The organism is Bacillus manliponensis (genome assembly GCF_000712595.1).
Taxonomy (GTDB): Bacteria; Bacillota; Bacilli; order Bacillales; family Bacillaceae_G; genus Bacillus_A; species Bacillus_A manliponensis.
Genome location: NZ_JOTN01000007.1, coordinates 102,101 through 125,945, shown reverse-complemented (window position 1 = coordinate 125,945; position 23,845 = coordinate 102,101). Strand labels below are relative to the sequence as shown.

Sequence of the window (23,845 nt, the reverse complement as noted above, 5' to 3'; positions counted from 1 at the left end):
AACGATTCCTTGAATAAAGGAGAGGATTGATTTCATGAAGATTGTTAAAATTTCCCCTCGCGGCTACTGCTACGGAGTTGTCGATGCGATGGTTATCGCGCGCAATGCAGCGCTTGATAAAACATTACCAAGACCAATCTACATTTTAGGTATGATTGTGCATAACAAACACGTTACAGATGCATTTGAAGAAGATGGCATCATTACGTTAGATGGTCCAAACCGCTTAGAAATTTTAGAACAAATTGATTCTGGTACTGTTATCTTTACAGCACACGGTGTATCTCCAGAAGTAAAGAAACGTGCAAAAGAGAAGGGTTTAACAACCATTGATGCGACATGCCCAGATGTAACAAAAACACACGATTTAATTGCTGAGAAAAAAGAAGAAGGCTACCATATTATCTATATCGGAAAAAAGGGACATCCTGAACCTGAAGGTGCTGTTGGTATTGCTCCGGAGATTGTTCATCTCATCGAAAAAGCAGAAGACCTAGACACACTTGAAATTCCAACAGATAAAATTTTAGTAACAAACCAAACAACAATGAGCCAATGGGATGTACAGCTTATTATGGAAAAAATTCAAGAGAAATTCCCAACAGCTGAATTCCATAAAGAGATTTGCTTAGCAACACAAGTTCGTCAAGAAGCTGTTGCTAAACAAGCAGGCGTAGCTGACTTAACAATTGTTGTTGGCGATCCAAAAAGTAATAACTCTAACCGCTTAGCACAAGTATCACAAGAAATCGCAAGTACAACAGCGTACCGAATTGCGGACGTAAGTGAAATTCAGTTAGAATGGCTACAAGGCGTTGAAACAGTTGCAATTACAGCAGGCGCTTCAACTCCAACACCAATTACAAAAGAAGTAATTGCTTTCTTTGAGCAATATGATCCAATGAGTCCCGCTACTTGGGAGCGTAAACGAAAGGTTCCACTTCAAAAGATTTTACCACGTGTAAAACAAAAGAAATAAAAAAATCCGTTACTTCAAATTGAAGTAACGGATTTTTTTACATAAACGTAAATGGATCTGTATGGAGAATAGAAGCATGAATATTTACGGCTAATTTCTTCTCATCTACTTTTTGCTGCAATTGTTTTTGCACACCTTGTTTCATCACTTTTTCTACATTGTGACCTGGGTCTACAATATTTAATCCAAGCATCATTGCATCATGTGCAACATGATAGTACATATCACCTGTCACGTACACGTCTGCTCCTTTAAATTTCGCTTGATTTATATATTTATTTCCGTCCCCACCAAGGACGGCTACCTTTTTTACTGTATCATGTAATGCACCAACAACACGCACACCTTTTACATCAAGCGACACTTTTACATGCTCTGCAAATTGTTCTAACGTCATTTCATTTTTTAAATAACCAATTTTTCCAAGTCCTAATGTTTCTCCCTTATTCTCAAGCGGATAAACATCGTAAGCCACTTCTTCATACGGATGAGCAGCCACCATTGCTTTTATTACTTTACGTTGCAGTGAAGCAGGAATAATTGTTTCTATACGTACTTCTTGAACACTTTCTAACTGTCCTACTTGCCCGATATACGGGTTTGTCCCATCTTCAGGTCTGAATGTACCTGTGCCTTCGCTATTAAACGTACAATGGCTATAATTGCCGATATGACCTGCTCCTGAATTTCCAATCGCTGCTCTTACAGCATCAGCATGTGCAGCTGGAACAAACACAACTAATTTTTTCATTTCTTCTGCATACGTCGGCACTAATACTTCTGTTTTTTCTAGCTCTAATGCCTCTGCGAGTAAATCATTTACACCGCCTTTAGCAATATCTACATTCGTATGAGCTGCATAAATTGCAATATCTTGTTTTATACACTTCTCAATAATTCTGCCGTACGCTTGATCTGTTTGAATCGCCTTTAAAGGACGGAAAATAAGTGGGTGGTGAGCAATAATTAACTTTGCACCTTTTTCAATTGCTTCATCTACTACTTCTTCTGTCACATCCAAAGCAATTAATACGTTTTCAACCGATTTGTTTAATGCACCGATCTGCAAACCGACTTTATCACCTTCCATTGCTAAATGCTTCGGATACATACTTTCAAATAAAGTAATAATTTCATGCCCATTTGGAATTTTACTCACGCTAAAACCTCCTCTACCATGCGAATTTTATGCAATATTTCTTCTCTTTTCACTTTTGTTTCTTCTGTTTCTGTCGCACGTTCTAATTGCGCTAAAATATTTTTAAAGTTCTTCACTTCATTCGTCCACTTCTCAGCAAACACTTCGCTTTTTCCTTTCATTAAAAATGGACCCATTAAAAGCGCTTCTTCTTTTTGTATATTATAAGGACGAAGTGTATCTCCTCGTTCTCCAACTAATATTTCATAAATCTTTCCGTCTTCTTTTACGATTTTCTCTTTTATTAATTCCCAACCATTTTCAATAAACCATTCACGGATATGGTGAGCTGCGATGTTAGGTTGTAAAATTAAACGCGTAACACCTTCTAACTTTTCTTTGCCGTCTTCTAAAATATCGCGAATTAAAGCTCCGCCCATCCCAGCAATTGTAATGGCATCTACTTCTCCTGGTGAGATAACAGCTAGGCCACTCCCTTTACGTACATCAATTTTGTCTTTTAAACCACATTGTGCAACTGTAGCTTGCGCTGAGCAAAATGGACCTTCTACAACTTCTCCTGCTACCGCCTTTGATGCAATGCCTTGTAAAATTGCGTAACAAGGTAAATACGCATGATCAGATCCAATATCTGCAACTGTAGCACCAACTGGCACTTCAAGAACTACCTCTTCTAACCGTTTTGATAACTTTACTTCATTCATTCTCTTTAATTGCTCCTTCACTTTTCAGTCTTCCTTCATGATAATGAATTTACAGTAGTAGTTGCAAGGCTCAAAGCAATTTTTTATAAAAGAAAAAACCCTTTGGTTCTCCAAAGGGCATTTATGTATACGTTATTTTTTCTTCGCCAACCAATCAGCAACTTTCGACGCTTGTTCAGCTGGTACTAAACCAGGAGGCATACTCCCTTTTCCGTTAATAAGAATATCTTGGATTTCTTCTTTAGAAAGCTTGCTACCGATTTTTTGTAAGTTCGGTCCTGTCGCTCCTTGTAATTGGTCACCATGACAGCTTATACAACTTTGTTGTACAATTTCCTCAGGCGTTGCTGCTTGCGCTGATTTCCCCCCATTTTTCTCTGTCTCAGCTAGTTCTTTCGATTTATAAAGCCCTTCAAATGAAAATATGAACATACAAGCGATACCGATTACAGCAATAAGAGCAAATGGAATTAATGGATTGCGTTTCATTTTTCTCTTTCCCCCTCTATGTCCCTCAATAGTTTGATGATTCAGTCATTTATATTGTACTTGAAAACAACCTACCAGAAAAGACAAAACTGAAAGAATTGAAAAAACATTCTATTAATAAGATTTATCAGTTTTTATTTCTCAAGATTTTTTATTATGAAAATAGGCAATCATTCCTTATTGAAGTTCTCATTTTTTTGCTAAATCTCTTCTTTTCCCAACATAAATAGTTATATTATTCATATATTATTGTAAAGAATAAACGAAATTAATCGAAAAATCCAAAAATGAGCATTTGCAAATCAAAAGACAATTCTGTAAAATAAATTACAAGAATTGTAACCGCTACAAACAGCTATTTTTTAACAAAAGATAACAAAAAAAGTTTACTTCATAAATATGAAGTAAACTTTAAAGAACAGTCTATTCTAAGAAATCTTTCAGACGCTTGCTGCGGCTTGGGTGTCTTAATTTACGAAGCGCTTTTGCTTCAATTTGACGAATACGCTCTCTCGTTACGCCGAATACTTTCCCAACTTCTTCAAGCGTACGAGTTCGTCCATCATCTAAACCAAAACGAAGACGAAGTACATTTTCTTCACGATCTGTTAGCGTGTCTAATACATCTTCTAACTGCTCTTTTAACAGTTCATATGCTGCATGATCTGCCGGAGATGTAGCTTCTTGGTCTTCAATGAAGTCGCCTAAATGTGAATCATCTTCTTCACCAATTGGTGTTTCTAAAGAAACTGGCTCTTGTGCAATTTTTAAGATTTCACGCACTTTTTCAGGAGCAAGATCCATTTCTTCACCGATTTCTTCTGGAGATGGCTCGCGACCTAAGTCTTGTAATAATTGACGTTGTACACGAATTAGTTTGTTAATCGTTTCAACCATATGAACTGGAATACGAATCGTTCTTGCTTGGTCAGCAATTGCACGTGTAATCGCTTGACGAATCCACCACGTTGCATACGTACTAAATTTAAAGCCTTTTCGGTAATCAAATTTTTCAACAGCTTTAATTAGACCCATGTTTCCTTCTTGGATTAAGTCTAAGAATAACATACCGCGACCAACATAGCGTTTTGCAATACTTACTACAAGACGTAAGTTTGCTTCAGCAAGACGGCGTTTCGCTTCTTCGTCGCCTTCTTCAATACGCGTTGCAAGACGAATTTCTTCTTCGGCAGATAATAAATCAACGCGTCCAATTTCTTTTAAATACATACGAACAGGATCGTTAATTTTCACACCTGGTGGTACACTTAAATCATTTAAGTCGAATTCTTCTTCAGTCTTTGTTAGCTGATGAGTATTTGGATCTTCATCGCTGTCACCTACTAAATCGATTCCTTGTTCACCTAAATATTCATAGTATTCATCCATTTGGTCGGATTCGATATCGAATCCATTCATGCGTTCTGCAATCTCTTCATATGTAAGAACGCCACGTTTTTTTCCGAGCTCAGTAAGTTGTTCCTTTACTTGCTCAAGAGTCATTTCAGTTTCAATTTGTTTAGAACGAGCTGGTTTTTCAGCCATTTGTTCCCCTCCTAATGCGAGATACAAACAATCATTATAATAAATTTTTATCCAAAAAGCTATTTTCTTGCTTTTCGTTTTTGTAAAGCTTCTTGAATTAGCCTTGCAGCTGCTACATGATCTTCTTTCTCCACTTGCTTTAGCATAAACATATTTTCCATATGTTTTAACTTTTGCTTATGACGCTGCAATGCTTCAAGGTTACCTTGAAGTAATTCTTCCGTATACTCCGGATTAATCATTTCATCAGTTGAAATGTTCGTTACAATACTTTTCAAACTTTCATCAGTGAGCCAACTTAAAAAGTTTCCGACTGAAGGTTCATTTCCCTTTTCATAATATGCGTATAACTCATATAAAATCCCTTTATGTTCTTCTGTATGAAAATCTTCTATATGTGACTCTATACGTGAAGCAACGTCTGTACTTTGCAACATATGATAAATGAGCTCTCTTTCCGCTCTTTCAAATCCAGAAAATTTTGGCTTAGCATGAACAAATTGAGAAGGCTGTGAAATTTGTTTCGTTTGTTTTTGCTGTATCTTTTGTTCTTTGCGATATTGGTGCAATTGCTTTAAAAGTGTTTCCATTGAGTAAGCAAACTCTTGTGATAGTGATTTCAAATACGATTCAGCCTGCATCGCATCTTGCAATAACGCCAACTCTTTCAAAACACTTTTGACGTAAACTTCTTTGCTCGACTCATCTTGCAAATTTTTCCCTAAACGAAGGTAATTTATTTTAAATCCTATAAAACTGATGCTTGCATTGACGAGCCTTTCAAAAGCCACTGTTCCATGTTGTTGCACGTAATCATCGGGATCCAGCTTATCGGGCATTGCAACCACTTTAACTTCACAACCGACTTTCCGTAACAGTTGTCCCGCTTTCATCGTTGCTTCTTGTCCAGCTTTATCACCATCATAGCAAAGAACAACAGTTTCAACATTACGCCGCAGAAGTTTTGCCTGATTTTCGGTTAGAGCAGTCCCCATTGTTGCAATGGACTCTCCAATACCACTTTTTACAGCTGCTAATACATCCGCATATCCTTCGAAAAGAACAACCCGTCCTTTTTTTCGGATAAACGCTCGTGCCTCATGAAAGTTATACAATATTTTACTTTTTTGGAAAATCATCGTTTCGGGGCTATTTAAATATTTCGGAGTATCGTCTCCTAATGCCCGCCCACTAAATGCAGCTACTTTTCCTTGTAAAGTATGAATCGGAAACATAATCCGTCCGCGGAAACGATCGTGGTAACTACCATCTTTTTCGCTACGAATAAGCAAGCCTGCTTGTTCCATAACCGATAATGAAAAACCTCGTTTTTGCAAAATTTTCGCTGCTGCATCCCAGAATGGTGTTGCATAACCAATCTCAAATTTTGCAATCATTTCTTCTGTAATACCTCGATTTAGTAAATAGGAAAGTGCCTCTTTTCCTTCTTCTGTATTTACTAAAAGATGGTGATAGTATTTTTTCAGTAGCTCATGAGCTTGTAACATAATGACACTATCATCAGATATGTCCTCTTTTTGTTCTTGTACCGGCGCATAGTCAGCAACTTGAATACCGTTTCTCTCACCAAGTTTTTGGACCGCTTCTGTAAAAGAAAGCCCATCCATCTTCATAAGGAAAGAAAATACGTTTCCTCCCTCTCCACATCCGAAGCAATGAAAAATTTGCTTATCTGAGGAAACAGAAAATGACGGTGAATTTTCACCATGAAACGGGCAAAGACCAAAATAATTTCGCCCTTGCTTTTTAAGTTGAACATACTCGCCAATCACTTCTACAATATCAGATGATGTGCGAATTTGTTCTACAACTGCCTCAGGAATTCTGTTCCCCATTCATTCCATCTCCGTGTCGTGTTTTGTATTCGATACAAATTAAAAGATTCCTTTATTATTCGACAATATTTTTTCTAAATTTGACAAAAAATATTGTCTATCTTGCTTAGAAAACGCTTTGGGACCTTTCGTAAATGTCCCTTGCCTGCGTAATTTCGCAGATACATACCGATTATATAAAATTGTATCCATACGATCTTCTGTCACCGTCGTACCGCGTGGAGTAAGGACATATACCCCTTTTTGTACGAGAAGCCCAGCAAGGCCCATATCCTGCGTGATAACGAGATCTGCTTTTTTCGCTTCCTTGTAGATATAAAAATCTACTTCATCTTGTTCAGAATCTACGTATATCCAATTCCCTTCCTGTCTTCTTGACTGGTGAGCGTAGGATGCGATAAAAAAAATCTCTACATGAAATTTTGCGCCGACTTGCACAATTTCATCCTTCACAGGACATGCATCTGCATCAACAAAAATCTTACTGATGTTTTGCATATTTCTCTATTCTACATCCCTTCTGCGAATCCTTCTTAATGTGCATTTCTTATTCAGATTTTTGTCGATTTTACGTAAAAGTATGCCTTTTCCGTAAACCCTATCCTTATTGTATTCTGAAAAATTAAAGTCTAAACGTAAAATACACGTTTTATCACAATTTTTTATTATAATATATTTTTTAAAGGTTGGCTACATCACTTTAGAATTTTCTCATATCATTAAAAAAGCACATTCACCATTGGTAAATGCGCTAAAACATTTTCTGGTTTTGCACAGCATTGACGATGATATTTGCCGTTTCTTCAATCGCCTTATTTGATACATCAATAACTTGGCAATCAATTTTACTTACAACGCGCTCAAAATGTTTCATTTCCTCTTCAATACGGTTAATATTCGCATAACTTGCTCCGTCACTTAATCCTAATGATTTTAAACGCTCTTTACGAATATGATTTAACTTTTCTGGCGTAATCTTCAGACCAAAGCATTTTTCTTTTGGAACAAGGTATAGCTCTTCAGGTGGATCCACTTCTGGTACAAGCGGTACGTTTGCTACTTTCAAACGTTTATTATGTGCTAAGTATTGTGAAAGTGGTGTTTTTGATGTACGTGATACACCGATTAAAACAATATCTGCTTTTAAAATACCACGTGCGTCTCTGCCGTCATCATATTTTACCGCAAATTCAATTGCTTCAATCTTCTTAAAGTATTCTTCATCTAACTTACGAACAATACCAGGCTCATACCTTGGCACTTGTCCTGTAATCTCTTCAATTTGATCAATAAGAGGACCAATAATATCATAAGCCTCTACACCTTCTTTTGCGGACTCTTCAAGCAAATAACGACGCATTTCAGGCTTTACTAATGTAAAACAAATTAGTCCATTATTACTCTTCGCAATAGAAATTACTTCCTTTAATGTACCCGTATCTTCTACATATGGAACACGTCTAATATCGAGAGCAAATGGAAACTGTCCCATCGCTGCTCGAACAACTAAATCCGCCGTTTCTCCAACCGAATCGGACACGACATATACGATTTTATTATTCATTGCACTACCTCACTTTGCACAAATTACAATCATTCATGGTTCACTAAATTTACAAATGCACGCGTAATATTTGTTTTTGTAATTCGGCCAATAACTTCTAATCCTTGCTTTGTGTCTTTCACAACAGGAACAGCATCAATCTGCTTTTCTATTAAATTCATGGCAACGTCATACAAACGATCCTCTCTGCGGCACATCGTAATATTAGGCATCCTTGTCATAATGATATTTACTGGTAACGACGTTAAATCCTGCTTCCCTAAACTCGCTCTTAACAAATCTTTTCGAGAAACAACCCCAACTAATAACGTATTTTCCTCTACGACAAACAACGTGCCAATATCTTCTAAAAACATCGTACAAATGGCATCATATACAGAAACATTTTTATCGATCACAACTGGCCTAGATTGATAATCTTGCACTTTAATTTTTTTAACAGCCTCTGATAATAACTGACCACCAGTTTTTCCTGTATAAAAATATCCTACACGCGGACGAGCTTCTAAATAACCCGCCATCGTTAAAATTGCTAAATCCGGACGAAGTGTTGCTCTCGTTAAATTTAACTGATCTGCGATTGCTTCCCCTGTAATTGGACCATTATCTTTTACGATTTGAATAATATGTTCTTGACGTTTATTCAGTTCTATCGGAATCACCACCTTTATTGCACAACAAAAAAGTTATACTATCTTTTAAATATTATATACTAAATGCATGAAAATTGAAAAACTGTCATACATTTTTCTTTTTCCAATCGAGAAAAACACCTTACTATATAAATACAAGTTAAAAAACTCTCCCCTTCCTTTTCGATAGAAGGGTGGGTTCCTCCATGTGCAGTAGCGGTCAGTGCCTTTTCCTACCGGGCGCCGAATTACAACAAATGGATGAAGTGAGTACGTTTGCCATTCTTATATACGTGGCAGCTATTTTAGTCGTAAACAGTCAAGTTGGAAATATATACTTCTTTGCTTCACCAAATTTCACGACAAGCAAAATAGATTTATATAAAGTGCAACTTCACTCAGTATGTAAAAAGGACCAACTTAGGTCCTCATTATATTTTAAATTTGTCGAGTTGGCTAAGAAAACGCCTTGATTTTAAGTATATTCCACAATATTCATCATAATACATGTTTAACACCGTACTCATTTGCTTCTTTGTTTCATCTTTTACTGATACATTCCCAAGCCTTCCTAAGTCAAAGTGATAAAATAAACGAAGTAACTTGTGAACAGCTTCTCCAACAGGAATAGCATGCGAGTCTTGTGGCGCATGTTGTTTACACAGAAAACCGCCTTCTCGAACAGAGAAGGCGACAAATTCTGTTTCTTGGCGACAAATTGCACATGTATCAAAGTATGGATGGAGACCTAATACCGGCAGCATTTTTGTTTGATAAATTAATGCTAGCACTTCAGGATCCGTTCCTTCACTCATATAATGCAATGTCTGGTTCAACATTTCAAATAAATATGGATTATGCTTTTTATCTTCTGTTGATTTATCAGTTAATTCGACAATAAATGTCGCATATGCAGTTAAAAATATATCTTCACGAATTTCTTTCATAGAAGAAATAATCTCTCCCTGCTGCAATGTTCCTAATCCAGACCCCATTTGAATGAGAAAATGACCGTGAGTTAATAACTGTGAAATAGATGAAAGCCTACTTTTCGGCTTTTTTGCTCCTCTAGCCATTGCGCTCACTTTACCAAATTCCCGAGAGAATATCGTTACAATTTTATTTGTTTCTCCATAATCTGTTGTCCGAATTACAATTCCCTCAATTTTTTGAAACATGTTCGTCACCATCCAAGGTTTGAACAAAATGGGTCAAGAAATTGGAGAGTCTAGATGCGCTAGCTCTTCATCATGTTGGTCCATCTCATCTTGCATGTCTTTTTCCATTTCTTTTAAAAGTAAATACGTTTCAACACTTCCAGTTTTAGAAAAAAACTTCCAGGTAAAATCTAACATAAGAATCCACCTTTCTCAATAAGCATAGCATGTAATCCAATTTCTTTTGTTGTTATTAAAATGACCCATTTTGCCCGTTTTCATGTGAGAAATTTTTTGCTAATTCTCACCTTTTTAACAGATGCTTTATATTCTTATCTGTAAGAAGTCAATCTTACATGTACTCATCTTCACGGAAACCAAGATCGCGTAGCTGAGACATCTTATTGCGCCAATCCTTTTGTACTTTTACCCAGACTTCTAAAAACACTCTAGATCCTAGCAGCGCTTCAATATCCATACGTGCTCTTTTTCCAACTTCTTTTAACATCTTACCTTGCTTTCCAATTACAATCCCTTTTTGGGAAGCTCGTTCTACAACAACTGTTGCATTTACATAAACCGCACCGTTTTCACGCTTTTGAATCGCATCAATTACGACAGCAACAGAGTGTGGTACTTCTTCGCGCGTTAAATGTAACACTTTTTCACGAATTAGCTCAGCAATAATAAAACGCTCAGGATGATCCGTCACTTGGTTTTCTGGATAGTACTGTGGCCCTTCTGGTAAATACTTTTTAATTGCACCAATTAAAGAGTCAATATTATTCCCCTCTAATGCGGAAATTGGTACAATCTCTGCAAAATTATATAATGTACGATATTTATCGATAAGCATTAATAGCTCGTCTGGGTGAATTTGATCAATTTTATTAATCACTAAAAATACAGGTTGCTTCGTCTCTTGCAACTTTTCAATAATAAATTCTTCACCACGTCCAAAACCCTCTTCTGCATTCACCATAAACAACACAATATCAACTTCTTTTAACGTTGTTTGGGCCATTTTCACCATAAAGTCACCAAGTTTGTGCTTCGGTTTATGTATACCAGGCGTATCAATAAAAACAACTTGCGCATCATTTTCTGTATATACACCTTGAATTTTATTACGTGTTGTTTGCGGCTTATCACTCATAATCGCAATCTTTTGACCGATAATACGATTTAAAAACGTTGATTTCCCAACATTAGGTCGTCCAATAATAGAAACGAACCCTGATTTAAAACCTTCTCTATTCATGTAAATCCTCCGCTAAAAATGCTCCAGGTAACAGCTCTCCTACTGTCGTTTCTTGCATGTCACCTTGTAAGTTTGATAAATATACTTTCGTATGAGGTTGACAAAGTTCAACCATCACTTGTCTACATGCACCACATGGCGGTACAGGACGCTTTGTATCTGCTACTACAGCAATTGCTGCAAATTGTTTGTCACCTTCAGAAATTGCTTTAAATAAAGCTGTTCGTTCTGCACAGTTGCACAGACCGTATGAAGCATTCTCTACATTACAACCACGGTATAACTTTCCATCTTCCGTTAACAACGCCGCACCTACCCCAAACTTAGAGTATGGTACATATGCTTGTTTACGCGCTTCAATTGCTTCTTGAATTAATTCTTTGCTGTTCATATTTCCCGCTTCCTTTCCACTCGCAATATAGAAAGATAATAATCTTTGGAATGCAACTATACCATATAAGGCAAGAAGATAATAGCACCAATTATAACAGCGATACAAGAAAAGAATAATACGACTCCAGCTGCAACATCCTTTGCAACTTTAGCAAGAGGATGAAACTCCGATGTACTTAAGTCTACCGTTTTTTCAATTGCTGTATTCACCATCTCTAAGCTAATAACAATTCCAATTGTCAGTAATAGTATGAGCCACTCCACCGTCGTAATGTGAAAATAAAAACCTGCGCTAATAACAAAAAGTGCTGCTACAAAGTGAATTTTTACATTCCGCTCATAAAGAACAGCAAAAAGAATTCCCGCTAACGCACATCGAAAACTATTTATAAGTTTTCCTTTTTTCATCTCGCTAATCCGAAAGCATCTAAAATTTCTTTTTGCTTCCCAAACATCACTTGTTCGTCTTCTTCGGTCATATGATCATAACCAAGTAGATGCAAGAAACCATGTACTGTTAAAAATCCAAGTTCACGCTCAAAAGAGTGTGCATATTCCTCTGCCTGTTCTTTTGTTCTTGGAATAGAGATAATTAAGTCTCCTAACATACGCGGCATATCAGTACCGACAATTTCCATTTCACCTTCTCCCATATCTTCTAGGGCAAACGAAATGACATCCGTTGGTTGATCCTTACCGCGATATTCACGATTAATTTCTCTAATTCGGTCATTATCAACAAATGTAATAGAAAGCTCAGCTCCCGCTTCTACGCCTTCTGCTTTTGCCGCGCTCTCTATTAAACTTCTCATCATATCCATATGAACTTGCTCTACAACTTCTGTTTCATCAATAAAATCAATAATTAAACTCATTCTTTCACCTTTTCTTCTGATAATTTCGGATACGTAATACGTGAATGAAAAATTCCATTTAACGTTTCACATAATGTTCTACCAACGATTTGTAATTCCTTAAACGTTAAATTACATTCACTAAACTGCTCATCTTGCAGACGATCCTTTATAATACTTTGAACAAGATGATTAATCTGCTGTGGCGTTGGCGCGTTCATTGAACGAACTGCAGCTTCTACACTATCAGCGATTCCAACAATAGCTGATTCCTTTGAAGTTGCCTTCGAACCAGGATAACGGAACATCTCTTCCGTATATTTATCTTTATCTTCTTTAATCGCTTTATAATAAAAATATTTTAACAATGTCGTTCCATGATGCTGTCCAGCAATATCAACAATTTCCTGCGGCATATGATATTCTTCTAACATTTTCACGCCATCTGTCACATGAGCAATAATAATATCCCGACTTGTTTCAGGGTCTAGTTTATCGTGTGGGTTTGGAATTCCCATTTGGTTTTCAATAAAGAAATGCGGCTGAACCGTTTTCCCAATGTCATGATAATATGCACCAACCCTTGCTAATAATCCATTAGCTCCTACAGCTTCACATGCAGCTTCAGATAAGTTTGCAACCATAACACTATGATGATACGTTCCTGGCGCTTCTAATAAGATTTTGCGTAACAACGGGTGATTCGGACTAGAGAGTTCCATTAACTTCATACTAGAAACTAAGCCGAGTCCACTCTCTAAATACGGTAAAATACCCATTGCCAACACAGATGAAACAATACCAGACGCCGCTGCCATTAATAAGTGTAACCCAATTTCCATCAATGAAAAATTACCATTTCGAAGCAACAACAACCCTGTTAGTACGACAACATTTAAACTTGAAACAAGAATTCCAGCTTGCAAAATCATCGTACGGCGATTTTTTTCCTTTAAAAAGACATTTACCGACAAAGCACTTAATAAAACATAAATCCCAATCGAATAATTGAGCGTACTTGTTACGCCTTCATTAAACATAATACTACTACACACAGAGAAAATAACACTTGTGATGAAAACGAAGCGATCTCCAATCATTAACTTTACGAGAATCGTCCCCATCGCAACGGGTACAACATACGCGATACCTGTGTATTCTAACTTTTGAAACAGGCTAATAACCTTCATTAAAACAATTGTAATCGCAACAATCGTTGTATAGGCTAAAACATAAGGCTTCTCTTCTCTTTTTAATTTTAAAAACGGAACGAATTGTTTATGCATAAAGAATAAGAGCACACCAATCACAATAGATAATCCAAAAAATGGCTGGAATGTATTATTTTGTTCTAACAGTCCAACAAGTTTTAATTGTTCATACACTTCCCTTGTAATGGTATCTCCTTCTTTTACAAGAATTTGTCCTTGTAAAATATAAACAGGAGCAACTGCATCTTGAGCCAATTGTTTTCGCTCTTTCGTAGCATTAGAGTCATAAAAGTAGTTTGGAACAATCGCATATTGTCCAAGTGCAATAATTGCTTCTCGCAAGCCATTGCTTACATTTACATTTCGAAGTTCTTCAGCCAATCTTTCCTCTGCCTCTTGCTCCTCATTCATTTTAATATGTTCACTCATCAAATTATTAATAGCAGTTACAGTTGAATTTTTGGCAATATCAAGTTGCTCTGGCGTTGCATTTAAAAACTCCAATAGCACCTCGTCTGATAAACTGCGCGTCAAATCACCTGGCAATTTCTTTTTTAATTTTTCTAACCGTTCAGCAGAAGATGCTTTATGTTCTCCTTCAGTTGTTTCAGCATCCACTTCACCTATCGCATCAAAGACTGAATTTACGACATCTATTCGATTTTGTTTCCACTCACTTTGATATGTATACTGATCTTCCACTTTTTGAGCGGCTTCTCTTTTTTTCTTTTCCGTTGTTACTTTATCCTCAATTTTAATAGGAGAGTGGATGGTTTGATCCGAAATAGATAACATTTTCACATTTAACTGTTCCGGTTTCACATTGTTCATCAACGCAAAAAATAATACTGCTCCTAATAAAAGATAAGAAATCCAGCTTAATTTTTTCGAATGTTGTGTGCTACGAAACCACTTAGCAACTTCTTGAGACCTTGACATGATTCCAATCTCTTCTCCTCTCTAGACTTAAGGTGAAACTTTGTTTACCCGCTCATCATACATTGCAATGAATATAAGAATAAAAATCGCCATGCAAAACCTTTCCACCTTTTATGATAGTAAAAAAAAAGGTATTCGCCAACCCTTTCCAATTATATCTAGTGAAATATAAAAAGAAATGATCCTTATAATTAGGATCATTCCACTTTATCATATGCTGCAATAATACGCTGCACTAGAGGGTGACGCACAACATCCGATTGCTCAAGTGTAATGAACGAAAGACCTTGCACTCCCGATAGTACTGATGCTGCAACAGAAAGGCCAGATTTCACACCTTTTGGTAAATCTACTTGTGATGGGTCACCTGTAACAACCATTTTGGAGCTAAATCCAAGGCGCGTTAAGAACATTTTGATTTGTGCACTTGTTGTATTTTGTGCTTCATCTAAAATGACAAACGAATCATCTAATGTTCTCCCCCTCATATAAGCAAGCGGAGCAATTTCAATCGTACCACGCTCCATCATTCTCTCCGTATATTCTTGTCCTAGCACATCATGAAGTGCGTCATAGAGCGGACGTAAATACGGATCTACTTTTTCCTTCAAGTCACCGGGCAAGAAACCTAAGCTTTCACCAGCTTCAACTGCTGGTCTTGTTAAAATAATCTTTTTTACATGTCCATTTTTCAAAGCTTTCACAGCCATTACAACCGCTAAGTACGTTTTCCCCGTACCAGCAGGACCTATTCCAAATACAATATCATTTCTTTTCATTGCATGAATATATTGACGCTGTCCGATTGTTTTTACATGAATCGGTTTTCCTTTCACCGTCTTATACACTTCTTCTTCATATAACTCTTCAAACTGATTAATTTTCCCTTGTTGCCCTAGCTGCACTGCATAGACAACATCTCTTTCTTTAATAGATACCCCTTTACGAATCACAACAAGAAGCTGCTGTAAAATATTTTCTACAAGCGCAACCGCTTCGTCCGCCCCTGATACTCGGACAGATTCACCACGCGTCACAATTGATACATTAAGTTCTTGTTCAATCACTTTTAAATGCGTATCATTTACTCCAAACAGAGCAATTGCTTCGTTAGGATTCTCTAATTGTTGATTCATCTCTACTAATTCTTCTGCCATCACTCAATCTCCTTGAATATCGGATTCAGATATAAGCTGAGGTGTTGCGATATTTTCAACCACTGTATAATGAATTGATAACTTCAACTTTCCACCTTCAACCTCTTTACGTAAAATCTTATCATTAACAATCATAGCATGTTCATCCAATTTTTTCTTTAATTCTTTTTCTCCTACTTCTCTTGCTACTTTCATTGCTTGTTTTTCAGTATAGTGCCGATTTGCTTCCTCTTCTTCTCTTACAATCTTTTTCTCATATGAAATTGGTAATGTCATACCAAATAATTTCACATCATGTTTTATTGCTTCAGCTTTAGACTGCTTATACTTATCATGCTGAAATCCCCATATTTTTATTTTTCCACTTCCAACATGTAAATAATGCTCATTATATGAGTTTCCGGTGTATACTTGAAATGTCGTTTCTAGTGGAAGCTCCACTTCAGACTTGTACCATGTTTCTCCAAAGACAACTCCTTTTGCAGAAACAATCGTCGGATCATCTTCTTGTCCAAATGAACCGGACACAAGAAGGTCTCCTTTCTGCACATAGTCATTTCGCATCACGACCGGCTTTCCCCTTTCAACAAACACTCTTGTAATAACAGCTTCTTTTTTCGCTATTAAATTTTGCGGCTTCTCTTCAACTTCTTTTTTCGGTTCATTTTTTTCAACAATTTCAAAATGATATGTTGTCCCCTTTACTTCTAAACCAACCCATGTAATCGCATTAATATTATCAGTTAAATGCTTTTGGATATCTTCTACGTTCGGAACTCGAAACTGAAGTTGTCCTTTCTTTATTCCCATTTTGTCCAATTCTTTCATTAAAATATATTCTGTCTCTGGTTTTGCACCAGAAATTTCGATTTTCCAAACCATATTTGATAAAACAATCATGCTAATAAAAAAGAAAAGAAACCCAATTAAAAACCCGCTATTACGTAAAAGGCGTTTATTCCAAAACGGAACACCATACCGCCCGACAAAGTATAAATCGCATTCATGTTTCCGATAAATTATTCGTAATCGCTTTATATCTCGGAGTGATACATAAAATACAATCGTCTCATCATTTATTTTTTTTACATCCCAAACAAATAATTGACGCCGAACACATTCATTAATAAACCTCTCTACTCCTTGCCCTTCAATTCGAACTTTTACATACCCAAGCACATTTACAAACCATTGATTTTTCATATCTTACCCCACGACCTTTCTAAAAAAGGCGCATACCATTATGCACCTTTTTTACTTTCCCATTGGTTATTTACAAGCAATAAGACTCCATCATCTACTCACTTTCTAAAAACAACACTTGTTCAATTGTCCCTTCTAACAGAAGTTCTTCTGGAAAAATCGTTTTAATAACAAATGAATCACCCTTGATGAGTAATTGTCCATGTTTTAGTAAAAGGCGTACCTCTTTATCTGAGAATGCTAACAATCCACGATGGTTTTCTATGTAAATGTGCACTTGCCCAACAAGTGTAATGCGCGGCAAGTCCATCAATACGTCTGCAGGTAGGTCTATTTGTTTTGTAAGCCAATTTTTCATTTGCTGTAGCCTTTTCATTTAAGACCCCCCTCTCATCTCATATGTATGAAAAAGGAGCTTGTAATATCACGTCCACATGCAAAAAAGCATAAAAAAACGTCTCATAGTATATGAGACGTTTTTTTATGCTAATAGCTGTGAAACAAGCTTGTTGACTTGTGAACCATCTGCTTTGCCTTTTACTTTCGGCATAACAGCACTCATCACTTTGCCCATATCAGCTTTAGAAGCTGCACCAACTTCAGAGATTACTTGCTTAATAACAGCAGCTAATTCTTCTTCCGTTAGTTGCTCTGGTAAATACGTTTCTAAAATCTGAATTTCACTTTTCAGTTTATCAACAAGGTCTTCACGACCCGCTTTTTTAAATTCAAGGAGGGAGTCCTTACGCTGTTTTACTTCACGAGTTAAAACTGTTAATTCCTCATCTTCTTCAAGAGAGTGTTGTAGTTTAATTTCTTCATTTTGCAAAGCAGCTTTAACCATACGAATGATGGTTAACTTTTCTTTTTGTTTATTCTTCATCGCTTGTTTCATATCATCGTTTAAACGACCGAGAAGACTCATAACTTACACCCTCTCTTAGAATTTACGCTTTCTTGCCGCTTCAGATTTCTTCTTACGCTTTACGCTTGGCTTTTCGTAGAACTCGCGTTTTCTTGCCTCAGCAAGCGTACCAGCTTTAGAAGTTGATCTTTTAAAACGGCGAAGTGCATCCTCCAAAGACTCGTTTTTACGAACGACTGTTTTTGACATTCTCTTTCCCTCCCTCCGAAACATCCACTTACATCCTAAATTCAGCATGCTAAAAAAGAGAAATTCCTCAGCATGTCTTTTACGATTATAATACATTTTAGCACTCAAGGTCAACTATTTGACAGAAGAAAAGAAGAGCAATCGCCCTTCTTTTTTTCTTTTTTTATGCAAATTCCCCATAAAATTCACTCTGAATCGAGCTAACTTGGACTAAAATGTTCGCTTTCAGCCCTAGAACGGTCCCTCGTGTCTAAGAACCTTCCGCACGAGAAAGTAAAGAATACTTTCTGCACGGAAGAACCTTACCCAATCAGGACTAAACGGGGCACTTTCGCTTTTAGATTAATAATCAGTTGTTGCTGTTTTTCCACTTACTAGTGCTACACCAGAACTTGTACCGATACGTGTTGCACCAGCTTCTACCATTGCATCCATACCTTGTTCGTCACGAACACCACCAGATGCTTTTACGCCGATTTCTGGACCTACTGTTTTTCTCATTAGTGCTACGTCTTCTACTGTTGCGCCACCAGTTGAGAAACCAGTTGATGTTTTCACGAAATCAACACCAGCTTTTACAGATAGTTCACAAGCACGAACTTTTTCTTCTTCTGTTAATAGGCATGTTTCAATAATAATTTTTACAAGAGCTTTTCCTTTTGCAGCTTCTACAACCGCACGAACGTCGCGCTCTACTAGCTCATCATTTTTATCTTTTAATGCACCGATGTTGATTACCATATCAACTTCTGTTGCACCTTTTTCAATTGCATCTTTCGTTTCAAATGCTTTTACTTCTGGCGTGTTTGCTCCAAGAGGGAAACCAATTACAGTACAAACTTTTACGTCTGTTCCTTTTAATAATTCAGCTGCTGTTTCAATCCAAGTTGGGTTTACACATACAGAGGCGAAGTCATGTTGCTTTGCTTCTTCACATAGAGTAACGATTGCTTCTTTTTTTGTATCTTGTTTTAATAACGTATGATCAATTAATTTTGCATAATTCATTAGAATTTTGCCCCTTTCTTATTCGTACCATTATACTTCCACTCATCAGTTGTCTGACAACTGGAACCGTTAGCATTATAACATAAAATACATACTTTTCATATCTTAACTTCTCCATCATATAAAAAAGCATGCAAAACAGTTTGCATGCTTTTCCCCACATTATCAGGCTAACACTCATTAGGGATGAGTGCAGTTTCACTTTATTATGCGCTCGCTGATTCTGCTTCCTGCACATCATCTAGCACACGAACAAATTGCGCTTCGCAATATGGATAACCCGCTTTTGTGATTTTCACCTTAATTAATTTCCCGATTAATTCTTCTGATCCTTCAAAAACAACTTTTAAATAGTTATCTGTATAACCTACAAATAACCCTTCACGATCGCCATCTTTAAACGGTTCTTCTGGAATAATTTCAAGAACTTCACCTTCAAATGCCGATGCATACTCTTTCGCTAACTGATCAGATAAAGCGATTAAACGGTGTACACGTTCGTTTTTAATATTTTCATCAACTTGATCGTCCATGCGTGCTGCTGGTGTTCCTGTACGTTTTGAATACGGGAATACGTGCAATTCAGAGAAACGATTGTCTTTAATGAAATTGAACGTTTCCATAAATTCTTCCTCTGTTTCACCAGGGAAACCAACGATAACGTCAGATGTAATTGCAAGTCCTGGCAAAGCTTCTTTTAAGCGATCTAATCGCTCTTGGAAGAATTCCATCGTATATTTACGACGCATACGTTTTAATACTGTATTTGAACCCGACTGAAGCGGAATGTGCAAGTGACGAACAACTACTTTTGAGTTACGTAGCACTTCAATTACTTCATCTGTAATTTGACTCGCTTCAATTGAAGAAATACGAAGACGCTTTAAACCCTTTACTTCCGCTTCCATATCGCGAAGTAAGCCTGCTAAATTATAATCTTTAATATCTTCACCGTATCCACCTGTATGAATACCCGTTAAGACGATTTCTTTATAACCCGCATCTACTAATTGCTGCGCTTGACGAATAACTTCTTTTCCATCACGAGAACGCATTAAACCACGTGCCCACGGGATAATACAGAATGTACAGAAGTTATTGCAGCCTTCTTGAATCTTTAATGATGCACGAGTACGGTCTGTAAAGTACGGTACATCTAACTCTTCATATACACGCGTTTTCATAATGTTACGAACCGCATTAATTGGTTGACGCTCTTGTCGATATTCTTCAATATATCCAAGCATCTTCTCACGGTCTTGCGTACCAACAACAATATCCACACCTGGAATTGCCATAATTTCCGCTGGAGATGTTTGTGCATAACACCCTGTTACACAAATAACCGCATCTGGATTTTGACGAACTGCACGACGAATTACTTGTCGACTTTTCTTATCCCCTGTATTCGTAACTGTACATGTATTAATGACATATACATCCGCTTTCTTTTCATACTCAACACGCTCATATCCACCTTGTTTAAACAATTGCCAAATCGCTTCTGTTTCGTAGTGGTTTACTTTACAACCTAACGTATGAAACGCAACCGTTGCCACTATGATCACCTCATTAATTCAAAATGATAGGACGTAGCACTTAACGCATATAAAGGTGCTGTTTCTGTCCTTAAAATCCTCGGTCCTAAACTACATGGTACAAATATATGTTCACAAAGAGCCCGAACTTCTTCTGTCGCTAGACCACCTTCTGGGCCAAATACGATGAGTACCTTTTGTCCATGCTCTAGCTTCGCTAATGCTTTCGCAAAATTTGATGCTTCACCTTGCTTTGCTTCTTCTTCATACGCAACAAGACATACATCATATTCTTTACTCATTGTTAGAAGTTGTTTGAAAGTTACAGGAGCATGTACAGTAGGAACTTCACTACGATGTGACTGCTCTGCTGCCTCTTTTACGATTTTTCTAAAACGCTCTACCTTTTTATCTGCCTTTTTTGCATCCCACTTCACAATAGAACGTGAAGCTTGAAATGGTAAGAATGCGGACGCCCCAAGCTCAGTTCCCTTTTGAAAAATCAACTCTAGCTTGTCTCCTTTAGGCAGTCCACTTGCAATTGTAACAAATACTGGCAGTTCATTCGACATCTCTACCCATTTTACAATAGTCGTATTCACAAAATCACTGGTAATTTCAGCAATTGTACATACCGCTGTTTTTCCATTTACACAGCAGTAAATTTCATCGCCAACCGCCATACGCATCACCCTTGCGATGTGATGTACGTCGTCTCCGACAATACGAATCGAATCTTCATTTACATATTGTTCTTCTACAAAATAACGTTGCATTCAATCACCTTCATTACTATCACCTTATATAGGTGATACAATATGATTTTTACTGAACAAACGGCAAGTCTCTCACTATATAGCGAGAGACTTCCCCATTTATTATAACGATAAAGTATTATGCATTACGAGCAATAATTGCTACCCAATCTTCCATACGTAATACTTCTTCAATTTTAAATCCCGCTGCTTTTAATGCATCGCAAATAACTTCTTCTTTCGCACCAATAATACCTGACGTAATGAAAAGACCGTTCTTTTTTACAACTTTTGCAGCGTCTTCGGGGAACATTAAAATAATTTCCGCAAGTAAGTTCGCAACAATTAAATCAACAGGCCCTTCAATGCCTTCTAGCAGACTGTTTTGACCTACAGTTACAACATCGTCAGTTTTATTTAGCTCGATGTTCATTTTCGCACTTTCAACCGCAACGGGATCTAAGTCATAAGCCTCTACAGAGGATGCACCTAGCTTCGCAGCAGCAATACTTAATACACCTGATCCTGTTCCAACATCAATGACTGTATCTCCAGGTTGAACGGTTTTCTCAAGTGCTTGAATACACATAAATGTCGTTGGATGTGTTCCTGTGCCAAAAGCCATACCTGGATCTAATTCAATAATTTTCTCATCTTCAGACGAAGGTGTATACTCTTCCCAAGTTGGCACAATTGTAAATGTATCAGAAATTTTTACAGGATGATAATACTTTTTCCAAGCAGTCGCCCAATCTTCTTCATCAACTTCTCCCACTGACACAGTAGCAGTTCCAATGTTAATTCCGTAAGATGGCAATGCATCAATCGCTACTTTTACACTCGCAATTTTCTCATCTAACTCATCATTTTTTGGAAAATATGCTTTTACTAGCACACCTTCTGATGGGTATTCAGCTGGATTTAACGCGTAAATTTCACCGAACTGTTGTTCACGCTGTTTCGTTAGTTCTGCTGGATCTTCAATCGCAACACCACTTGCGCCTGCTTCATGTAAAATATGCGATACCGCTTCTACTGCTTCTTCTGTTGTATGAATACTAACCTCTGACCACTTCACAATTTACCAACTCCATTTTTTATTTCCATTATTCCCCTTTGAAAGCTCGTTTAAGCTTACCAAATAGAGTATCATCTTTACTTTCCTGCCCTGCGAACTCACGCAGTAAATCTTTTTGCTGATCCGTTAAATTCGTTGGAGTCACAACACGAACGATAACATATTGATCACCTTGTCCGTATCCACGTACATTTGGTGCTCCTTTTCCTTTTAAGCGGAATTGTTTTCCTGTTTGTGTTCCTGCTGGAATTTTCAACTTCACTTTTCCATAAACAGTTGGAACTTCCACTTCGTCACCAAGGGCTACTTGTGCAAATGTTAAAGGCATTTCGCATACAATATCATCGCCGTCACGCTCAAAGAATTCATGATTTCTCACATGAACAACAACATATAAATCACCTGCTGGCCCACCGTTCACACCAGCTTCACCTTTTCCAGACACACGAATTTGTTGTCCGTTATCAATGCCTTTTGGAATTTTAACATTGATTTTCTTATGCTTACGTACTTTTCCAGATCCATGACATGTTGTACATTTTTCTTTAATTAATTGTCCAGAACCAGAACAATGACGACATGTTTGACGATTTACAATACGGCCAAATGGTGTATTTTGCTCTACACTTATCTGACCAGAACCAGAACAATGTTTACATGTTTCTTTCGCTGTCCCTGGCTTTGCTCCACTACCTTGACACGTATCACAAGGATCTTCGACTGGGATTTCCACATTTAACTCTTTACCAAAGATTGCTTCTTCAAACTCTAAAGAAACTTGGTATTGAAGATCGGCTCCTTGACGTGGTGCATTTGGATCACGGCGTCTACCACCGCCACCGCCGAAGAATGAACTAAAAATGTCTTCAAAGCCACCGAAGCCGCCGCCAAAGTCTCCGCCACCGAAGCCTTGGTTTGAACCAGCATGGCCAAATTGATCATACTGTGCGCGTTTCGTATCATCACTTAACACTTCGTATGCTTCTTGCACTTCTTTAAACTTTTCAATTGCATTCTCTTCTTGACTTACATCTGGATGATATTTTTTCGCCAAACGACGATATGCTTTTTTAATCTCATCTTTAGAGGCACCTTTACTAAGACCTAACACCTCATAATAATCTCGTTTACTCATAGTTTGTAATCCCCGGCTCCTTTCACATAAACGTAATTTTAACATCGAAAGAAAGTGCTTTGCAATACTGTTTCCTCACTTACAGTATGCAAAAAGTAAAACTTCGGACTTTAT

26 protein-coding genes are annotated in these 23,845 nt (G+C 37.2%); 1 reads left to right on the top strand and 25 read right to left on the bottom strand.

What is annotated here, in order from left to right:
* Positions 1 to 34: 34 nt before the first annotated feature.
* Entirely contained in the window at positions 35 to 979 is a 945-nt protein-coding gene (locus BAMA_RS10460; protein WP_034638822.1) for a 4-hydroxy-3-methylbut-2-enyl diphosphate reductase, read from the top strand.
* A gap of 37 nt (positions 980 to 1,016) precedes the next feature.
* Here BAMA_RS10460 and BAMA_RS10455 read toward each other — a convergent pair whose 3' ends face one another.
* The 25 genes from BAMA_RS10455 to dnaJ all read right to left on the bottom strand — a co-directional run bounded on the left by BAMA_RS10455 (position 1,017) and on the right by dnaJ (position 23,731).
* On the bottom strand, positions 1,017 to 2,138 hold the full coding sequence (locus BAMA_RS10455) for a Nif3-like dinuclear metal center hexameric protein (RefSeq protein WP_034638820.1): 1,122 nt from the start codon (positions 2,136 to 2,138) through the stop codon (positions 1,017 to 1,019).
* Entirely contained in the window at positions 2,135 to 2,842 is a 708-nt protein-coding gene (locus BAMA_RS10450; protein ID WP_034638954.1) for a tRNA (adenine(22)-N(1))-methyltransferase, read from the bottom strand. The genes BAMA_RS10455 and BAMA_RS10450 overlap by 4 nt, the downstream gene beginning before the upstream one ends.
* Positions 2,843 to 2,974: 132 nt before the next feature.
* On the bottom strand, positions 2,975 to 3,331 hold the full coding sequence (gene cccA / locus BAMA_RS10445; protein WP_034638818.1) for a cytochrome c550: 357 nt from the start codon (positions 3,329 to 3,331) through the stop codon (positions 2,975 to 2,977).
* Between the two features lie 423 nt (positions 3,332 to 3,754).
* The gene (gene rpoD / locus BAMA_RS10440) at positions 3,755 to 4,876 is read right to left on the bottom strand and encodes an RNA polymerase sigma factor RpoD (protein ID WP_034638817.1); all 1,122 of its coding nucleotides are present in this window, start codon (positions 4,874 to 4,876) and stop codon (positions 3,755 to 3,757) included.
* A 59-nt stretch (positions 4,877 to 4,935) separates the two neighbouring features.
* Complete coding sequence (gene dnaG / locus BAMA_RS10435; protein ID WP_034638816.1) at positions 4,936 to 6,732, bottom strand: DNA primase; 1,797 nt, start codon at positions 6,730 to 6,732, stop codon at positions 4,936 to 4,938.
* A 39-nt stretch (positions 6,733 to 6,771) separates the two neighbouring features.
* Positions 6,772 to 7,230, bottom strand: coding sequence for a YaiI/YqxD family protein (locus BAMA_RS10430; protein ID WP_034638815.1), 459 nt, complete (start codon positions 7,228 to 7,230; stop codon positions 6,772 to 6,774).
* A 253-nt stretch (positions 7,231 to 7,483) separates the two neighbouring features.
* Positions 7,484 to 8,296 carry a pyruvate, water dikinase regulatory protein gene (locus BAMA_RS10425; protein WP_034638813.1) on the bottom strand — a complete coding sequence of 271 codons (813 nt, stop codon included), beginning with the start codon at positions 8,294 to 8,296 and terminating at the stop codon, positions 7,484 to 7,486.
* Positions 8,297 to 8,325: 29 nt separating this feature from the next.
* Entirely contained in the window at positions 8,326 to 8,958 is a 633-nt protein-coding gene (gene ccpN / locus BAMA_RS10420; RefSeq protein WP_200874675.1) for a transcriptional regulator CcpN, read from the bottom strand.
* Positions 8,959 to 9,359: 401 nt separating this feature from the next.
* Positions 9,360 to 10,106, bottom strand: coding sequence for a DNA repair protein RecO (gene recO, locus BAMA_RS10415; RefSeq protein ID WP_034638811.1), 747 nt, complete (start codon positions 10,104 to 10,106; stop codon positions 9,360 to 9,362).
* 33 nt (positions 10,107 to 10,139) lie between these two features.
* A complete protein-coding gene (locus BAMA_RS23975; protein ID WP_084157961.1) occupies positions 10,140 to 10,283 on the bottom strand; it encodes a YqzL family protein in 144 nt (47 codons plus the stop codon).
* 154 nt (positions 10,284 to 10,437) lie between these two features.
* Positions 10,438 to 11,346, bottom strand: coding sequence for a GTPase Era (gene era, locus BAMA_RS10410; protein ID WP_034638810.1), 909 nt, complete (start codon positions 11,344 to 11,346; stop codon positions 10,438 to 10,440).
* Positions 11,339 to 11,737, bottom strand: coding sequence for a cytidine deaminase (locus BAMA_RS10405; protein WP_034638809.1), 399 nt, complete (start codon positions 11,735 to 11,737; stop codon positions 11,339 to 11,341). Before BAMA_RS10405 ends, era begins: the two co-directional genes overlap by 8 nt.
* Before the next feature lie 56 nt (positions 11,738 to 11,793).
* Positions 11,794 to 12,147: a diacylglycerol kinase family protein gene (locus BAMA_RS10400; protein WP_034638808.1), complete on the bottom strand. Its 354-nt coding sequence runs from the start codon at positions 12,145 to 12,147 to the stop codon at positions 11,794 to 11,796.
* Positions 12,144 to 12,614: an rRNA maturation RNase YbeY gene (ybeY, locus tag BAMA_RS10395; RefSeq protein WP_034638807.1), complete on the bottom strand. Its 471-nt coding sequence runs from the start codon at positions 12,612 to 12,614 to the stop codon at positions 12,144 to 12,146. Before ybeY ends, BAMA_RS10400 begins: the two co-directional genes overlap by 4 nt.
* Complete coding sequence (locus BAMA_RS10390) at positions 12,611 to 14,743, bottom strand: HD family phosphohydrolase (protein ID WP_034638806.1); 2,133 nt, start codon at positions 14,741 to 14,743, stop codon at positions 12,611 to 12,613. Before BAMA_RS10390 ends, ybeY begins: the two co-directional genes overlap by 4 nt.
* Positions 14,744 to 14,940: 197 nt before the next feature.
* A complete protein-coding gene (locus tag BAMA_RS10385) occupies positions 14,941 to 15,900 on the bottom strand; it encodes a PhoH family protein (protein ID WP_034638805.1) in 960 nt (319 codons plus the stop codon).
* Between the two features lie 3 nt (positions 15,901 to 15,903).
* Positions 15,904 to 17,103: a sporulation protein YqfD gene (gene yqfD / locus BAMA_RS10380; RefSeq protein ID WP_034638804.1), complete on the bottom strand. Its 1,200-nt coding sequence runs from the start codon at positions 17,101 to 17,103 to the stop codon at positions 15,904 to 15,906.
* A gap of 94 nt (positions 17,104 to 17,197) precedes the next feature.
* Positions 17,198 to 17,479 carry a sporulation protein YqfC gene (gene yqfC, locus BAMA_RS10375; RefSeq protein WP_034638803.1) on the bottom strand — a complete coding sequence of 94 codons (282 nt, stop codon included), beginning with the start codon at positions 17,477 to 17,479 and terminating at the stop codon, positions 17,198 to 17,200.
* Between the two features lie 105 nt (positions 17,480 to 17,584).
* Positions 17,585 to 18,028, bottom strand: coding sequence for a GatB/YqeY domain-containing protein (locus BAMA_RS10370; protein ID WP_034638802.1), 444 nt, complete (start codon positions 18,026 to 18,028; stop codon positions 17,585 to 17,587).
* A gap of 15 nt (positions 18,029 to 18,043) precedes the next feature.
* Entirely contained in the window at positions 18,044 to 18,217 is a 174-nt protein-coding gene (rpsU, locus tag BAMA_RS10365; protein ID WP_020062243.1) for a 30S ribosomal protein S21, read from the bottom strand.
* Between the two features lie 342 nt (positions 18,218 to 18,559).
* Positions 18,560 to 19,225, bottom strand: a complete 666-nt coding sequence (gene deoC, locus BAMA_RS10360; RefSeq protein WP_034638801.1) for a deoxyribose-phosphate aldolase — start codon at positions 19,223 to 19,225, stop codon at positions 18,560 to 18,562.
* A 206-nt stretch (positions 19,226 to 19,431) separates the two neighbouring features.
* Positions 19,432 to 20,784, bottom strand: coding sequence for a tRNA (N(6)-L-threonylcarbamoyladenosine(37)-C(2))-methylthiotransferase MtaB (gene mtaB / locus BAMA_RS10350; protein ID WP_034638799.1), 1,353 nt, complete (start codon positions 20,782 to 20,784; stop codon positions 19,432 to 19,434).
* A 5-nt stretch (positions 20,785 to 20,789) separates the two neighbouring features.
* Positions 20,790 to 21,539: a 16S rRNA (uracil(1498)-N(3))-methyltransferase gene (locus tag BAMA_RS10345; RefSeq protein ID WP_034638797.1), complete on the bottom strand. Its 750-nt coding sequence runs from the start codon at positions 21,537 to 21,539 to the stop codon at positions 20,790 to 20,792.
* Between the two features lie 118 nt (positions 21,540 to 21,657).
* Positions 21,658 to 22,596: a 50S ribosomal protein L11 methyltransferase gene (prmA, locus tag BAMA_RS10340; RefSeq protein ID WP_034638796.1), complete on the bottom strand. Its 939-nt coding sequence runs from the start codon at positions 22,594 to 22,596 to the stop codon at positions 21,658 to 21,660.
* A 28-nt stretch (positions 22,597 to 22,624) separates the two neighbouring features.
* Positions 22,625 to 23,731, bottom strand: a complete 1,107-nt coding sequence (gene dnaJ / locus BAMA_RS10335) for a molecular chaperone DnaJ (RefSeq protein ID WP_034638794.1) — start codon at positions 23,729 to 23,731, stop codon at positions 22,625 to 22,627.
* Positions 23,732 to 23,845: the final 114 nt, after the last annotated feature.

Excerpts from the sequence above, each read along its gene's own strand:
- BAMA_RS10460 (WP_034638822.1), top strand. The coding sequence starts at position 35 with ATGAAGATTGTTAAAATTTCCCCTCGCGGCTACTGCTACGGAGTTGTC.
- BAMA_RS10450 (WP_034638954.1), bottom strand. The coding sequence starts at position 2,842 with ATGAATGAAGTAAAGTTATCAAAACGGTTAGAAGAGGTAGTTCTTGAA.
- cccA (WP_034638818.1), bottom strand. The coding sequence starts at position 3,331 with ATGAAACGCAATCCATTAATTCCATTTGCTCTTATTGCTGTAATCGGT.
- rpoD (WP_034638817.1), bottom strand. The coding sequence starts at position 4,876 with ATGGCTGAAAAACCAGCTCGTTCTAAACAAATTGAAACTGAAATGACT.
- dnaG (WP_034638816.1), bottom strand. The coding sequence starts at position 6,732 with ATGGGGAACAGAATTCCTGAGGCAGTTGTAGAACAAATTCGCACATCA.
- BAMA_RS10430 (WP_034638815.1), bottom strand. The coding sequence starts at position 7,230 with ATGCAAAACATCAGTAAGATTTTTGTTGATGCAGATGCATGTCCTGTG.
- BAMA_RS10425 (WP_034638813.1), bottom strand. The coding sequence starts at position 8,296 with ATGAATAATAAAATCGTATATGTCGTGTCCGATTCGGTTGGAGAAACG.
- recO (WP_034638811.1), bottom strand. The coding sequence starts at position 10,106 with ATGTTTCAAAAAATTGAGGGAATTGTAATTCGGACAACAGATTATGGA.
- BAMA_RS23975 (WP_084157961.1), bottom strand. The coding sequence starts at position 10,283 with ATGTTAGATTTTACCTGGAAGTTTTTTTCTAAAACTGGAAGTGTTGAA.
- era (WP_034638810.1), bottom strand. The coding sequence starts at position 11,346 with ATGAATAGAGAAGGTTTTAAATCAGGGTTCGTTTCTATTATTGGACGA.
- BAMA_RS10405 (WP_034638809.1), bottom strand. The coding sequence starts at position 11,737 with ATGAACAGCAAAGAATTAATTCAAGAAGCAATTGAAGCGCGTAAACAA.
- BAMA_RS10400 (WP_034638808.1), bottom strand. The coding sequence starts at position 12,147 with ATGAAAAAAGGAAAACTTATAAATAGTTTTCGATGTGCGTTAGCGGGA.
- ybeY (WP_034638807.1), bottom strand. The coding sequence starts at position 12,614 with ATGAGTTTAATTATTGATTTTATTGATGAAACAGAAGTTGTAGAGCAA.
- BAMA_RS10390 (WP_034638806.1), bottom strand. The coding sequence starts at position 14,743 with ATGTCAAGGTCTCAAGAAGTTGCTAAGTGGTTTCGTAGCACACAACAT.
- BAMA_RS10385 (WP_034638805.1), bottom strand. The coding sequence starts at position 15,900 with ATGGCAGAAGAATTAGTAGAGATGAATCAACAATTAGAGAATCCTAAC.
- yqfD (WP_034638804.1), bottom strand. The coding sequence starts at position 17,103 with ATGAAAAATCAATGGTTTGTAAATGTGCTTGGGTATGTAAAAGTTCGA.
- yqfC (WP_034638803.1), bottom strand. The coding sequence starts at position 17,479 with ATGAAAAGGCTACAGCAAATGAAAAATTGGCTTACAAAACAAATAGAC.
- BAMA_RS10370 (WP_034638802.1), bottom strand. The coding sequence starts at position 18,028 with ATGAGTCTTCTCGGTCGTTTAAACGATGATATGAAACAAGCGATGAAG.
- rpsU (WP_020062243.1), bottom strand. The coding sequence starts at position 18,217 with ATGTCAAAAACAGTCGTTCGTAAAAACGAGTCTTTGGAGGATGCACTT.
- deoC (WP_034638801.1), bottom strand. The coding sequence starts at position 19,225 with ATGAATTATGCAAAATTAATTGATCATACGTTATTAAAACAAGATACA.
- BAMA_RS10345 (WP_034638797.1), bottom strand. The coding sequence starts at position 21,539 with ATGCAACGTTATTTTGTAGAAGAACAATATGTAAATGAAGATTCGATT.
- dnaJ (WP_034638794.1), bottom strand. The coding sequence starts at position 23,731 with ATGAGTAAACGAGATTATTATGAGGTGTTAGGTCTTAGTAAAGGTGCC.